The sequence below is a fragment of the Lysobacter sp. CC-YZS074 genome, from assembly GCF_056739745.1.
The window spans coordinates 1326084-1339971 of sequence record NZ_CP200301.1; the positions used below are offsets into that span (position 1 = coordinate 1326084).

The 13888-nt window shown below is 70.6% G+C and carries 17 protein-coding genes; all 17 read right to left on the reverse strand.

The genetic code is table 11. The features are described from left to right. Window positions 1-15 precede the first annotated feature (15 nt). Window positions 16-678, reverse strand: coding sequence for a ribonuclease T (gene rnt, locus U8331_RS05975; protein WP_481132687.1), 663 nt, complete (start codon window positions 676-678; stop codon window positions 16-18). A gap of 154 nt (window positions 679-832) precedes the next feature. Continuing rightward, on the reverse strand, window positions 833-1639 hold the full coding sequence (locus U8331_RS05980; RefSeq protein ID WP_481132688.1) for an HvfC family RiPP maturation protein: 807 nt from the start codon (window positions 1637-1639) through the stop codon (window positions 833-835). Continuing rightward, on the reverse strand, window positions 1629-2486 hold the full coding sequence (locus U8331_RS05985; RefSeq protein ID WP_481132689.1) for an HvfB family MNIO-type RiPP peptide maturase: 858 nt from the start codon (window positions 2484-2486) through the stop codon (window positions 1629-1631). Before U8331_RS05985 ends, U8331_RS05980 begins: the two co-directional genes overlap by 11 nt. 24 nt (window positions 2487-2510) lie before the next feature. Next, a complete protein-coding gene (locus U8331_RS05990; RefSeq protein ID WP_481132690.1) occupies window positions 2511-2891 on the reverse strand; it encodes an HvfA family oxazolone/thioamide-modified RiPP metallophore in 381 nt (126 codons plus the stop codon). A gap of 345 nt (window positions 2892-3236) precedes the next feature. After that, window positions 3237-3941, reverse strand: coding sequence for a phosphate signaling complex protein PhoU (gene phoU / locus U8331_RS05995; protein ID WP_481132691.1), 705 nt, complete (start codon window positions 3939-3941; stop codon window positions 3237-3239). Window positions 3942-3952: 11 nt separating this feature from the next. After that, window positions 3953-4753, reverse strand: a complete 801-nt coding sequence (pstB, locus tag U8331_RS06000; protein WP_481132898.1) for a phosphate ABC transporter ATP-binding protein PstB — start codon at window positions 4751-4753, stop codon at window positions 3953-3955. A gap of 52 nt (window positions 4754-4805) precedes the next feature. Continuing rightward, window positions 4806-5693: a phosphate ABC transporter permease PstA gene (pstA, locus tag U8331_RS06005; protein WP_481132692.1), complete on the reverse strand. Its 888-nt coding sequence runs from the start codon at window positions 5691-5693 to the stop codon at window positions 4806-4808. Next, complete coding sequence (pstC, locus tag U8331_RS06010) at window positions 5693-6649, reverse strand: phosphate ABC transporter permease subunit PstC (RefSeq protein WP_481132693.1); 957 nt, start codon at window positions 6647-6649, stop codon at window positions 5693-5695. Before pstC ends, pstA begins: the two co-directional genes overlap by 1 nt. Before the next feature lie 74 nt (window positions 6650-6723). Next, complete coding sequence (gene pstS / locus U8331_RS06015) at window positions 6724-7845, reverse strand: phosphate ABC transporter substrate-binding protein PstS (protein ID WP_481132694.1); 1122 nt, start codon at window positions 7843-7845, stop codon at window positions 6724-6726. A gap of 269 nt (window positions 7846-8114) precedes the next feature. Further along, the gene (locus tag U8331_RS06020; protein WP_481132695.1) at window positions 8115-9254 is read right to left on the reverse strand and encodes an OprO/OprP family phosphate-selective porin; all 1140 of its coding nucleotides are present in this window, start codon (window positions 9252-9254) and stop codon (window positions 8115-8117) included. A gap of 144 nt (window positions 9255-9398) precedes the next feature. Continuing rightward, on the reverse strand, window positions 9399-9887 hold the full coding sequence (gene gspM, locus U8331_RS06025) for a type II secretion system protein GspM (protein ID WP_481132696.1): 489 nt from the start codon (window positions 9885-9887) through the stop codon (window positions 9399-9401). Then, window positions 9884-10993: a type II secretion system protein GspL gene (gene gspL, locus U8331_RS06030; RefSeq protein ID WP_481132697.1), complete on the reverse strand. Its 1110-nt coding sequence runs from the start codon at window positions 10991-10993 to the stop codon at window positions 9884-9886. Before gspL ends, gspM begins: the two co-directional genes overlap by 4 nt. Beyond that, a complete protein-coding gene (gene gspK / locus U8331_RS06035) occupies window positions 10990-11904 on the reverse strand; it encodes a type II secretion system minor pseudopilin GspK (protein WP_481132899.1) in 915 nt (304 codons plus the stop codon). Before gspK ends, gspL begins: the two co-directional genes overlap by 4 nt. A gap of 71 nt (window positions 11905-11975) precedes the next feature. After that, window positions 11976-12581 (reverse strand): type II secretion system minor pseudopilin GspJ, encoded by a 606-nt coding sequence (gene gspJ / locus U8331_RS06040; protein ID WP_481132698.1) that lies wholly within the window; start codon window positions 12579-12581, stop codon window positions 11976-11978. Further along, window positions 12581-12964: a type II secretion system minor pseudopilin GspI gene (gene gspI, locus U8331_RS06045; RefSeq protein WP_481132699.1), complete on the reverse strand. Its 384-nt coding sequence runs from the start codon at window positions 12962-12964 to the stop codon at window positions 12581-12583. Before gspI ends, gspJ begins: the two co-directional genes overlap by 1 nt. Further along, entirely contained in the window at window positions 12951-13433 is a 483-nt protein-coding gene (locus tag U8331_RS06050) for a GspH/FimT family pseudopilin (protein WP_481132700.1), read from the reverse strand. The genes gspI and U8331_RS06050 overlap by 14 nt, the downstream gene beginning before the upstream one ends. Window positions 13434-13442: 9 nt before the next feature. After that, a complete protein-coding gene (gspG, locus tag U8331_RS06055) occupies window positions 13443-13883 on the reverse strand; it encodes a type II secretion system major pseudopilin GspG (protein ID WP_481132701.1) in 441 nt (146 codons plus the stop codon). Window positions 13884-13888: the final 5 nt, after the last annotated feature.

The following is a 13888-nucleotide window of genomic DNA, read 5'->3' on the forward strand; positions in this document are numbered from 1 at the left end:
GCCGGCGGCCGGTCCTCAGCCCGGAACCGACGTGGCGCGCGGCCAGCTGTTGACGATCCTGCAGAACAGTTCGGCGGTGCGCTCGGTGTCGTACACGGCCGAGTGCGCCTCGCTCGGGTCCCAGTGGAACCCCGCCGCCTGTACCGCCCGCGCCAGCACCGTCTGGCCGTAGGCGACGCCGGCCAGGGTGACGGTGTCGAACACGCTGAAGGGGTGAAACGGATTGCGCTTGTGCCCGGTGCGGGCCACCGCGGCATTGAGGAAGTTGAGGTCGAAGTGCGCGTTGTGGCCGACCAGGATCGCGCGCTGGCAACCGTGCTTCTTGCAGGCCGCACGCACCGGCGCAAACACGTAGTCGAGCGCGGCGCGTTCGGGCTTGGCCAGCCGGAACGGGTGGTCCAGGCGGATCCCGGTGATCTCCAGCGACTTCGGGTCGATCTCCATCCCTTCGGCCGGCACCAGGTGCGCGTTGGTGGTCTCGCCCGGCACCAGCAGGCCGTTCTCGTCGAGTTCGACCGGCTGCACCGCGATCTCCAGCAGCGCGTGACGGTTCCAGTCGAAGCCGCCGGTCTCCACATCGACCACCACCGGCAGGTAACCGCGGAAACGGGTTGCCAGTGGGGAAACGGTGGCGCCAGCCGGCGCTCCGGCCGACGGGGAGGGAGTGGGGGAGTTCATCGCGGAAAGCCTAGCAGACCGGCGCGGGACCGCTGGTGCGGGTCCACGGCGTAGTGGAGCCTCGGAGGGCATCGGCGCACCTGCAGGAGCGGGTTGAGCCGCGATCGAAAATCGTCCGTCCGGGCCGACCCTACGATCGCGGCTGAAGCCGCTCCTACAAAGGGCGGTCGCGATGCGGGGCGGCGCGGGTGCCGAGGATCACGCCGGTCTCGCGGAACTGCCGCAGCATGCGCGCACCGTCCTCGACGAACGCGTCCACCGACGGCGCGGCGGCTTCGGCGGCGAGGGCGCGCAGTTGGTGGCGGCCGTCGAGTTCCGCATGCTTGTCCAGCCGCTGCAGGAGCCGGTAGGCGAGCGGGCTCAGCTGCTGGAACGACACCACGCCGCTCGCGTCGCGCTGCAGCAGCAGGCACGTAGGCGTGGCGGGCGGCTGTCCGGGCAGGTGGTCCGGCCCGATCCGGTGCACCGGCCACGCATACACCAGCGGCCAGGCGACGGGCGAGACCAGCGGCGCGCCGTCGAGCAGGTCGCCGGCTGGGTCGTGCGGCACGTCCCCGACACGCGCTTCGCTGATCTGCAGGGCGAGCTCGATCCACTCGTAGTGGGCCAGCTCCGCCAGCCAGGGAGGATCGCCGCGCTCCGCCTCCGCCCGGCTTTCGACGTAGCGCAGAAACTCCCGTGCCAACTCCGGAAACAGCGGCGTGCGCGAGGGGTGTTCGCGATAGAAGTCGCGCACGAGCGCCGTCCAGCGGCCGGGATCCGGCTCGGCCGAGAGGATCCTCCGGATCACCGGGAAGTTGCCGCCCAACATCGACTCGATGTTGTTGAAGAACAGTTCGCGGTAGATCTTGAGCCGGCGCGGCTCGATGCCCTCCGGGGCGGCCGCGTGCTCGGGGTCGCGGATGTGGGCGGCGAGTGCGCGCCGCGCGTCGTCGATGGGGGCGCGATGCTCAGGCGGCATGGCGGCGGTCGCCCCGGCGGCGGGCGAGGTGGCCGCGCACGAGGTCGAGCTCGCCCAGCAGCTCGTCCAGCGGCGGCAGGTTGAAGTCGCGTTCGAGCAGGGTCGGGCGCGGTCCGAACATGCGGTAGGCCTCGGCCAGCAGCGTCCACACAGGATCGCTCACCGGCGCGCCGTGGGTGTCGATCTTGAGGTCGGCGGCTTCGTCGAAATGGCCGGCGACGTGGATGTAGGCGATGCGCTCGCCGGGGAGTGCATGCAGGAAGTCGACCGCGTCGTAGCCGTGGTTGGTGGCGTTGACGACGATGTTGTTGACGTCCAGCAGCAGGTCGCAGTCGGCGCGGTCGAGCACCGCGCGGATGAAGTCGATCTCGGTCATCCCGCGTGGTTCGAGGGTCGCGTAGTAGGAGATGTTCTCGACCGCGATGCGACGGCCGAGCACGTCCTGCACGTGACGGATGCGGTCGGCGACGTGGGCGACCGCGGCGTCGGTGAACGGCAGCGGCATCAGGTCGTACAGCTGGCCGTGCTCGTCGCTGCAGGCGCTCAGGTGCTCGCTGTAGACCAGGCTGCGGAGGCGGTCGAGGAAGCGGCGCAGCCTGCCGAGGAAGGTTTCGTCGAGGGGCCCGGGGCCGCCGAGTGACAGCGACAGGCCGTGGCAGACGATCGGATGGCGCGTGGCGAGTTCATCGAACCCCTCGCCGAGCGCGCCGCCGACGCCGATCCAGTTTTCGGGAGCGACCTCGAGAAAGTCGAAGCCGCCGGGAGCGGCCGCCCGCAGCGGACCCAGCAGGGCCCGCCGCAGGCCGAGGCCGACGGCGTCGTCGGCGAGCGGCGCCGGTGCGGTCATGGCGTCATGCGTGCGTCGCGCGACTCACATGCCGCCGCACTTGCCCTCGCCGCACTTGCCTTCCATGCCGGCCTTGTCGTCCTTCTTCGCGGCGTGGTGGGCGTCCATCTCGGCGGCGCTGATGAAACCGTTGCCGTCCGGGTCGTGCTCGGCGAAACGGCCGCCATCGCCGTCGTGGGCGGCGGCGAACTCGGCGGGCGAGATGCGGCCGTCCTTGTCGGTGTCCATGTGGTCCATGCCGCAGGAGCCTTCATGGCCCTTGTCGCCGTGGCTGGCAGGGGCGGCCTCCTGGGCGCCGAGCATGTATCCCTGGGCGAGCGGCACGGCGGCAAACGCGCTGCCGGCGAGGAGCAGGCTGCCGGCGATGCCGGCGGCGAGGGCGGGCTTGTTCGACTTGCTGGACATCGGCTGTCTCCGTGGGTGCGGCGGGGGCCGCGGTGGAGGCGATGCTAGCGCGGATCGGGCGTGGCAGCGTGCGGGATGGAAGGGGCCCCCGGTGTGCGGGCGCCGCGCCAGGTGTACGGACACCGTGCCAGGTGCACAGGCGCAGGGCGTGGAGGCTCACATGAAGACGCGGCTCCGAGGTAGGAGCGACGTGAGTCGCGACCTGTACATCGCCTTACGGCTTCGGCGGGTCGCGACTCACGCCGCTCCTACAGAAGCGCGCCCCGCCTACAGTTCGTTGAGACGAAGCGGGGGCGCCGGAGCGGAGCGAAGACGTTCGGCCGGGTTGGACCCGGTCCAGGCGGTCTACGGAGCCACGGTATTGCTGCCGTCGCGCTTTTCCCGCGGTGGCAACTCCTCGTTGCCACGCACCAGGAACCAGACGTTCTCGGCGATGTTGGTGGCGTGGTCGCCGATGCGTTCGATGTTCTTGGCCATGAACAGCAGGTGGGTGCAGCCGGTGATGCTGCGCGGGTCCTCGGCCATGTAGGTCAGCAGCTCGCGGAACAGCGCGGTGTAGGCGGTATCGAGCTCGGCGTCGCGGTCGCGGACTGCCTGTGCGGCGGCGACATCGTTGTCGCGGTACGCCACCAGCACGTCGCGCAACTGCTGCACGGCGAGTTTGCCGATCACCTGCAAACCGCCGACGTGCGGCAGCGGCGGGGCCAGATTCAGCGCGGTCGAGCGCTTGGCGACGTTGGCGGCGTAGTCGCCGATGCGCTCGATGTCGGAGGCGATCCGGATCGCGGCGAGGATCTCGCGCAGGTCACGCGCCATCGGGCCGCGCAGGGCCAGCTTCATGACGTCGTGGCTGATTTCCTGCTCGAGCGTGTCGATCGCCTCGTCGTTGCCGATGATGCGCTCGGCGGCCTTGTCGTCGCGGCGGGCGACCACGTCCAGCGCGGCCTCCAGCTGCGCGGCGGCCATCTCGCCCATGCGCAGGGTCTCGTCGAGCAGGCGCCGCTGTTCGTCGTCGTAGCTCTTGACGATGTGGTCGTGGGGCTGGGTCATACGTGGCTCCCTCAGCCGAAGCGGCCGGTGATGTAGTCCTCGGTCTGCTGCTTTTCCGGCGCCGAGAAGATCCGGTCGGTCGGGCCGTGTTCGACCAGGTCGCCCAGATACATGAAGGCGGTGAAGTCGGACACGCGCGCGGCCTGCTGCATGTTGTGGGTGACGATGGCGATGGTGTAGTCGTTCTTGAGCTCGGCGACCAGTTGCTCGATGCGGCTGGTGGAGATCGGGTCCAGCGCCGAGGTCGGCTCGTCCAGCAGCAGCACGTCGGGCCGCAGCGCCACCGCGCGGGCGATGCACAGGCGCTGCTGCTGGCCGCCCGACAGGCCCAGCGCACTCTGGCCGAGCTTGTCCTTGACCTCGTCCCACAGCGCGCCCTGGCGCAGCGCCAGTTCCACCCGGTCGGCCATCTCGGCCTTGGACAGCTTCTCGTGGTGGCGGATGCCGTAGGCGACGTTCTCGAAGATCGTCATCGGGAACGGCACCGGCTTCTGGAACACCATGCCGACCTTGCTGCGCAGCCGGTTCATCGGGTACTTCGCATCGAGGATGTTCTCGCCGTCCAGCAGCACCTGGCCCGATGCGCGCAGTTTCGGGTACAGGGCGTAGATCCGGTTGAACACCCGCAGCAGGGTCGACTTGCCGCAACCGGATGGGCCGATCAGCGCGGTGACCTGCTTCTCGGGGATCTCCAGGTCGATGCCCTTGAGGGCGTGAAATTTGTCGTAGTGGAAGTCGAGGCCACGTGCGGCGAGCTTCACCGGCGCCTGCGTGGCGGTGGCGGGGGCGATGGCGTCGTTCATGGCGGGCATCTGGAAAGTGGAAGGGGGCGGGGGCGCGACGGCGCGGCGGGACAGGGCGGCCTCAGTCATGGCTCACCCGCTTGCGCGAGACGATCGCGCGGGCCACCAGGCTGATCAGCAGGACGAACGCCGTCAGCACCAGCGCGCCGGCCCAGGCGATGCCCTGCCAGGTCTCGTACGGGCTGCCGGCGTACTGGTACATCACCACCGGCACGCTGGCCATCGGCCCGGTGATGTCGGTGCTCCAGTACTGGTTGCCGAACGCGGTGAACAGCAGCGGCGCGGTCTCGCCGGAAATGCGGGCCAGCGCCAGCAGGATGCCGGTGACGATGCCCGGCATCGCCGAGCGGTACATCACCTGCACGGTGACCTTCCACTGCGGCACGCCGAGCGACAGGGCCGCCTCGCGCATCTGCGAGGGCACCAGCCGCAGCATCTCGTCGGTGGTGCGCAGGACCACCGGCAGCACGATGAAGGCCAGCGCGATCGCGCCGGCAATGGCCGAGAAGTTGCCGCCGGCCTGCATCACCACCAGCGTGTAGACGAACAGGCCGAGCACGATCGACGGTGCCGACAGCAGGATGTCGTTGACGAAGCGCACCACCGTGCCGACCCGGCCGGCGGCACCGTACTCGGCCAGCCAGGTGCCGGCCGCGATGCCCAGCGGGGTGCCGATGCCGATCGCCATCAGGCACATCACCGCGCTGCCGAAGAAGGCGTTCTTCAGCCCGCCTTCGGCCATCGGCGGCGGCGTGTTCTGGCTGAACAACGCCCAGTCGATGCCGGAGATGCCCTTGGCGACCAGCGTCCACAGGATCCAGCCGAGGAACAGCAGGCCCAGGGCGGCAGCGAAGCAGGCCAGCACCAGCGACACGGCGTTGGTGATACGGCGCCGGCGGTACAGCGCGTTGGAAGTGCGCAGGGTGCGGTCGCTGGCGACGGCGGACATCAGTTGCCCTCCTTGCGCGACAGGTGGCCGAGCATCAGGCGCGCGATCGCCAGCACGATAAAGGTCACGATGAACAGCACGAAGCCGAGGAGCAGCAGCGCCGAGCGGTAGGTCTCGGTCGCCTCGCCGAAGTCGTTGGCGATCAATGCTGCGATGGTGGTGCCCGGCTCGAGCAGCGAGGCGGTGAAGCGGGTCGAGTTGCCGATCACGAACGCGACCGCCATGGTCTCGCCGAGCGCCCGCCCCAGCCCGAGGAAGATGCCGCCGATCACCGCCGATCGGGTGTAGGGCAGCACGATGTCCCAGCTGACCTCCCACTTCGTGGACCCCAGCGCATAGGCCGATTCCTTCAGGCGCGTGGGGACGGTCAGGAACACCTCACGCATTACGGACGAGATGAAGGGGACGACCATGATCGCCAGAACGATGCCGGCGGTGAGCATGCCGATGCCGATCGGCGGGCCCTGGAACAGCGGGCCGACCAATGGCAGCGTGCCGAGGTGCTCGTTGGCCCACGGCGTGACGTGCTCGGTCATCACCGGCACCAGTACGAACAGGCCCCACATGCCGTAGATGATCGACGGGATACCCGCGAGCAGCTCGATCGCGGTGCCGACCGGCCCGCGCAGCCAGCGCGGCGCCACCTCCGTCAGGAAGAAGGCGATGCCGAAGCTGACCGGGATCGCGATCAGCATCGCGATGACCGCGGTGACCACGGTGCCGTAGATCGGCACCAGCGCGCCGTACCGGTTCTCGACCGGGTTCCAGTCGGCGCTGAAGAAGAAGTCGAGGCCGGAAGCCTCCAGTGCTTGGCGACCGCCCCACAGCATCGACAGCGCGGCGCCGGTCAGGGCCAGCAGCACGAACACCACGGTGGCGACCAGCGCGTAGCGGAACAGCCGGTCGTTGCGGGCGTCCTTGTGGTCGCGCGTGGCGGGGAGGGCAATGGCGTTCATGCGGTGTGCGAATTCCTGTCGTCAGGACGCCCAGGCGCCAGAGGCGCCGGGGCGGGTCGACTTGCTGCTGCGACTTACTGCTGCGGGGCGGCGCCCTTGAACTCGGCGGCCCAGTACTGCTCGATCTGGCCGACCAGCTCCGGCGGCAGCGGCACGTAGTCCAGCTCCGCCGCCTGCTGCTGGCCGTTCTCCAGCGCCCAGGTGAAGAACTCGCGGGCGGCGGCGCTGCGCTGCGGATCGGCCGGCTGCTCGTACATCAGGATGAAGTTGGTGGCGGTGATCGGCCACGCCTGCTCGCCCGGCGCGTTGGTGATGACCAGGTTGAAGTCCTGCACGCTGGTCCAGTCGGCGGTCGCGGCGGCCGCGGCGAAGGTCTCCGCGCTCGGGGCGACGAAGTTGCCGGCGGCGTTCTGCAGCAGCGCGTAGGCCATGTCGTTCTGCAGCGCGTAGGCCAGCTCGACGTAGCCGATCGAGCCGTCGATCTGCTGCACGTAGGACGCCACGCCCTCGTTGCCCTTGCCGCCGACGCCGTCGGGCCACTGCACCGACTTGCCTTCGCCGACCGCATCGGCCCACGCCGGGCTGACCTTGGTCAGGTAGTTGGTGAAGTTGAAGGTGGTGCCCGAACCGTCCGAGCGCTGCACGAGGCTGATCTTCGCGTCCGGCAACGCCAGGCCCGGGTTGACCGCGGCGATCGCCGGGTCGTTCCAGGTCTTGACCTTGCCGAGGTAGATGTCCGCCAGCAGCGGGCCGGTCAGCTTGAGTTCGCCGGCCTCGATGCCCTCGACGTTGACCACCGGCACCACGCCGCCGATCACCGACGGGAACTGCAGCAGGCCGGCTTCGGCCAGCTCCTCGCTCGACAGCGGAGCGTCGGACGAACCGAAGTCCACGGTACCGGCCTTGATCTGGGCGATGCCGCCACCCGAGCCGATCGACTGGTAGTTGACCTGGTTGCCGGTGGCGGCGTTGTAGTCGGCCGACCACTTGGAAACCAGCGGGAAGATGAAGGTCGCGCCGGCGCCGGTGATCTGCGCGGCGACCCTGTCACCGGTGCCGTTGGCGGCTTCCGGGGCGGCGTTGCCGGCACCCGCGGCCGGGGCGGCGTCGTTGCCACCGCACGCGGCGACGGCCAGGGCGACGGCAAGGGAGAGAGCGGCGGTGCGGAGGTTGAAGCCGGCCGACGAGGTGTTCATACGGGAACTCCGTGACGAGGGAATGCCGGCCCCTGCCGGCGGGTGCGACCATGAAATGATGTTTTTGTTACGTGGATATGACAGTTGCGGGCGTTTGTTACAGCCGCGGTCATGGGTGGAAGGCAAAAAAAACGGGCGCGACCTTGGTCGCGCCCTGCCGTCTGGAGAGAGAGGAGGCGGCCCCTGAGGGCTTGCGGCGTATTGAAGCCGCTGGATGTTGCGGGCGTATGTCGCCGGCGTGCGTCGTTCGGCCGGCGGCGCGGTGCGGCTTACCAGTAGAACTGCAGCCGTGTCTCGATGATGTCCGGATCGTCGCTGACGCCCTGGCGCTCGCTGTCGACCTGCACGTAATTGAGCGCGAACTTGAAGTTCTTGCGCCAATACCAGTTGACGCCGGCGGTGATGGCGTCCATCCGGCCGCCCTGCACGCTGCCGTCGTCGAGGTCGATCGTGTCGTAGCGCAGGCCGACCTGCCACAGGCCGCGGACGGGGTCTTCCGCCTTGCCGGTACCGGGCACGCCGTTCTTGTAGCTCCAGGTCTCGCCGGTCACGTTGTACAGCGCACTGAGATAGCCGCCATTGGCCGAGTAGTCGTCGTTGTTGTGGCGGCTGACGTCGGCCAGCATGTACTCGCCCTGCAGCTTCAGCGGGCCGCGGACCCAGAAGCTCTCCAGCCCGGTGGTGGACACGCGGTCGGTGTCGAGCAGGGTGCCGGTGTCGACCAGCCGCACTGCGGCGAGGTCGGCCTGCGGGCGGGTGCGCAGGCGCAGCGTGTCGGCATCGGTGTCCTGGTCCACGTAGGACAGGCCGAGGTGGAAGATGTTGCCGTCGCCGTTGACCGGCGCGAAGGTGCCGCGCAGCGCGTAACCGGCGCCGTGCGCGCCGCCGCTGGTCAGCTCGCGGCCGAAGCTGGCGGCGGTGACGCCCCAGTGGTCGGCCGAGTAGTTGTAGGCCGCGCCCAGCCGGCGCGAGACGGCGAAGGTGTTGGTGGTCATCGCCTTGGAGATGAAGTCGTTGTTCTTGCTCGACGAAAGCTCTTCCAGGCTGTTGGGCTGCTTGAACTGGCCGACGGTCAGGCCGTGGCCACCGCCGAAGTCGACGCCGACGTTGACGTCGAGCCACTTGTCGGCCTTGGCGTCGTAGCCGACGACCCAGTCGAACGCGCCCGGTCCCTTGCCCTTGAGCACGATCTCGGCGCGCCGCAGCTCGCTGTCGCTGTCACTGCCATCACCGATGTCGCCGTCGAGGTCGGCCACGTCGTTGTCGTACCAGCTGTTGTCGGCCTGGACCATGCCCTCGAGGCTGATCTCGGAGCCGCCGATGGTGTCGATCACCACGCCGGCCTGCGCCAGCGGGGCGAAGCCGACGAGGAGCATCGCGGCAACAAGGCGGTTCGGTGTGATTTTCATGACGGTTTGGTGTCACCACAGGGGAAGTGCGCGCAGGTTAGGCGGAGAATCTTGCAGCAATGTGACATTCCTGCAGCGTGATTACACCGATGTTGCAGTTTGGCGTAACCAGGCGCGGACCCGCGGTGACCGTCGGTCACGGACTCAGGAGGGAGGTTGGCGGAATACCACCTCCACCTGCAGCGCGCCATTGCGCTTGCCGACCTCGAGCGATGCCGGTGCGATGCCGTGCCCGCTGCGCAGCCCGTCGAGCCAGCCGAACAGGGCCGGCGCGGCCACCGCGTCGATGCCGATCACCAACAGGTCTCCGTCGTCGCGCTGGCGGGTCACCGGCACCTGCGCGGCCGCGGCGGCATCGAGCACGGTCCGGGTGAAGGCGTCGCCAGCCGGCGGACCGGGGCGGTCGGTGCCGAGCTCGCGGATCGCGCGAACGGATGCTTCGAGCTCGGCGTGGTCCGCGGCCGCGCGCTGGTGCTCGCGGGCTGCGACGTCGGCGCGTGCCTGCAGGGGCCGCAGCACGCCCAGCCACAGGACAAAGACGGCGACCGCGATTGTCATCGCCATCAGCATGGCGCGCTCGCGCGGGGCGAAGGCATCCCAACGTTCGCGCAGGCGGTTCGAGGTGACGGTCACTGCTGCGGCCCCAGTTCGATGGTGGTGCGGGTGCGGCCGTTGGCGCTGCGGCTGCCGGTGGCGTCCAGCGACACCCCGGATGCGGCGACGGCGTCGCGCAGGCGCTCGAGGTCGGACGGATTGCCATGTGCGACGGTGGCCCGCAGGGTGTCGTCGCTGAACGACAGGGTGTCGAGTTCGGCGCCGTCGATGGCGGTGATCGCGCCCGCCAGTGCAGCGGTGGCGCGCGCGAAGGTGTCGCCGGCGCGCAGGCCGGCGAGGTGTTCGCGGACCGCGGGCAGCGGTGCGTCGGTCGCAGCCAGCGCCGGCAGCACGGTGTGGGCGAGGGTGCGGGACTGCGTGTCGAGTGCGTCGGCGGCGCGGGCGTGATGGATGGTCCGGGCGCCGAGCAGCAGCACCGGCGAGGCTGCCAGCATCGCGGCGAGGAGCGCGGCGCTGCGCCACGCCGGCCAGCCTTCACGGCTCGGCGGGGTGCGGGCGAATTCACCCTGGAGCAGGTCGACGGGCAGTACGAGCGCGCCGGTGGCGAACGTGGCGTCGAGGTCATCGACGGACTGCTGGCGGCGCCCGCCGATGATCGATGCGGCCAGTGCGGGCTCGGCGGCGAAGACGAGCCGCTTGCCGCGCACCAGCCAGCCATCCCCGTGTCGGGCGACGGTCACCGTGTCGGCTTCGGCCGGCATGGGCAGCAGCAGCGGCGCGGGAACCACCGCCTCGGGCGTGATCCCGTGCACGGCAGCGCGGTCGAGCCAGTCGCGCATGCGGGCCGAGTCGACACAGACCACCAGCCGCTCGTGGCCTTCCGCGGGAGCCGGGCCGATCGCGACGTGCTGGCTGTCGGCCGCGACCGCGAGCCGGTCGGCGACCAGCAGGCGGGCGGCGGCCAGCGCCTGCACCAGGCTGCGTGCCGGCAGATCGAGCCACAGCACCCGGCAGTCGGTGCCGGGGACGACGAGGATGCGGCGCGTGTCGGGATCGACGGCGGCCGGGGTGAGGGCGGCGAGCCGGTCACGACCGGTCACGCGCCCCGCGGCGTCGACCTGCAGCCGGACAAGTTCACCGGCGGGGTCTGGGGGAAACAGGAACAGCTGCAGGGCAGGGGTCATTCGAGCAGGGTCCAGCGGCGGGCGACCAGCCGGGCGCGGCCGGCGACGAGTTCGAACAGGGCGCTCGATACGAACTGCGCACCGCCGTGTTCGACCCGGCTCTGCAGGGCGAAGTACTGCGGTTGCAGCTCGATCTCGGCGAACAGCGCGTCGGGCAGGTCGAGCGCGGCCAGCACCGGTTCGGCGCGCAACGCGGCGGTGTCGACCCAGCCGGCGTGCGGGCGTGCCTGCAGCAGGCGACGCGCGGCGTGTGTGGACAGCGCGCCTTCGGTCAGCGCCACCAGCAGCGGCGCATCGTCGATGCCCAGCGCGTTGAGATTGACCGGCGAGCGCGCGTCGACCGGCAGCGCGCAGATATACGGCCGCAGCGACTGGTACAGCGCGTCGTCGAAACCGGCGACCGCGCGCAGTTCGCTGGTCTCGGCCAACAGGGTGCCGGAGGTGCGGTATGCCGGAGCGCGCAGTGCGTAGTGGTCGTCCTCGGCGCCGTTGGCGCCGGGGGTGGCGTCGGCGTCGATCCAGTCGACCAGCGCATCGACCAATGCACCGGTGCGGTGCGGCGGCACGCCGAGCTCGCGCAGCAGCACCGTGAACTGGCGCGCGCCGGCCTCGCGGCGCTGCCACAGCTCGCCGGCGCCCTCGACCACGCTGTTGAGATTGAAGCAGGTGCTGGCGTCGTCCAGTTGTGCCTGGACCAGACCGTCGCCGGTCGGGAACACCATCGGCTGGCCGTTCCAGCGCTCGGCCGGGACCACCCCGGGGCCGGCCGTCGCCAGCCGCTCGATCTGCGCACGCGCCAGCATCTCGGCCCCGAGCGCATGCCAGCGCGCCTGCGCCATCGCCTGCGCGTTGGTCGCGCGGCGCAAGCCGAAGCGGATGTCATCGAGCACGCTGGTCACCAGTACCGCCATCACCGCCACCAGCAGCAATACGATCAGCAGGGCGACGCCGTGCTGGCGGCGGCGCGGGGTGTTTGCGGACCTCACGGCGCCGTCCCCGGCAACAGGAACAGCTGCTCGATCCGGCCCAGCTCCGCCAGCTCCAGAGTGAGGCGCACCGCGCCGGGCATCGCCCCGGCGCCGCCAGCCCAGCCGCGATTCCACCGGCCGCGGTAGTGGTATTCGATCGACGCCGACCGGATCCCGGTCAGCAGCACCTGCGGCACGCCGGTGGCGGCGCCGTCGAGAGCGGCGCGGCTGGCGCGTTCGAGCTGGCCATCGACGATCCGGTATTCGACGTACTGCAGCGACGCGCGTGGCTCGCCGTCGGGGTTGGCCCAGCCGCGGCGGACCAGCGCCAGCAGTGGTTCGCCGTCGCGGCCGGCGCCGTCGGTGCGGCCGATGAAGCTGTTGCGCGCGGCCGTGCCGTCGCGCCCGCGCACGCGCCGCACCGCGGCCTGGGCGAGGTCGGCCTGCAGCAGCCCGCGCGCGCGCTGGAACTCGCCGAGCCGGTCCATCCGCGCCTGGATCACGCCCTGGTTGTCGGCCGCATAGGCCATCACCCCGACCCCGACCGCCGACAACAGGGCGAAGACCAGCAGCGCCACCATCATTTCGACCAAGGTGAAACCGGCCGCCCGCGCGTGCATCACGGCGCCTCCCGGAACAGCGTCGCTTCGGCGGCGACGCGTTCTTCGCCGGCCGGCATCACCGCGACGTCGATGCGGACGATCGCCGCCATGTCGGTCGGGCTGACGGTGCGGGTCCAGCGCCATGCGCGGTCGCCGAGCACCGACTCACCGCCGTCGGCGCCGGCCGCCAGTTGCGCCGGCGTCGCCAGCAGCGCCTCGGTGGCACGGTTGTCGGCCACCACGCCCGCAAGCACCTGCTCCTCGACCACCACGGCGGTGCGGGTGTTCTCGCCGGCGAGGTTGAGCAGGGCAAGCACGGTCAGGCCGAACACCGCCAGCGCGACCAGCAGCTCGATCAAAGAGAAGCCGGCGGCGGCCCGGCGGGCATCAACGCAGGCCATCGACCGTGACCTCACCAGCGGCGTCGACCGCCACCCGCACCGCCTGCCCGTCGCGCCGCAGCCGCACCTCGCCGGCCCGGGCGTTGCCGGTGGGGTCGAAGCGGAAGCTGACCTGCTGGCCGACCTGCCGGTTTGCGTCGCCGCCGAGGGTGGTCCCCTCGCTCCACGCGACCGGCCCGAACGGACCCTCGTCGAGCGGCTGCCAGTCGCCGAAGTCCTGCCGCGCGAACGCGTAGCCCGCGGCGTCGACCGTCACCTGCACCGCGCGCGTGGTCAGGATCGCCTCCTCCTGCGCACGCACCAGTCGCGCCGCCAGCGTGTCGGCCTCCAGCGCGAGCCGGCGGCCGTCACCGGGCGCGGTCAGCACCACCGCGACCCCGGCCAGGCCGAGGATCACCAGCACCACCATCAGCTCGACCAGCGTGAAGCCGGTCGGCCTTCGGGCAGCTTGGCGACTGCGACGACGCATCGGCCTGGCTCAGTTCCAGTTGCCGATGTCGGTGGCGTCGCCCTCGCCACCCTCGGCGCCGTCGGCGCCGAACGAGTAGATGTCGAACGCGCCGCTGCGGCCCGGATGGCGGTACTGGTACGGGTTGCCCCACGGGTCGGCAGGCAGCCGGCGCACGTAGCCGCCCTTGCGGTAGCGCTCCGGCCGCGCCAGCCCGGCCGGCGCCCGCACCAGCGCGTCGAGGCCCTGTTCGGTGCGCGGGTAGGCCAGGTTCTCCAGCCGGTAGGTCTCGACCGCCTGCTCCAGCACCGACACGTCGGCGCGGGCCTTCTCGACCATCGCGCGGTCCTGGCTGGGCATCACGTTGATCATCACCACCGTCGCCAGTAGGCCGATGATGACGATGACCACCATCAACTCGACGAGTGTGAAACCGGCGGCGTGGCGGGGCGTGCGGGGACGTGCGCGCATGGGTG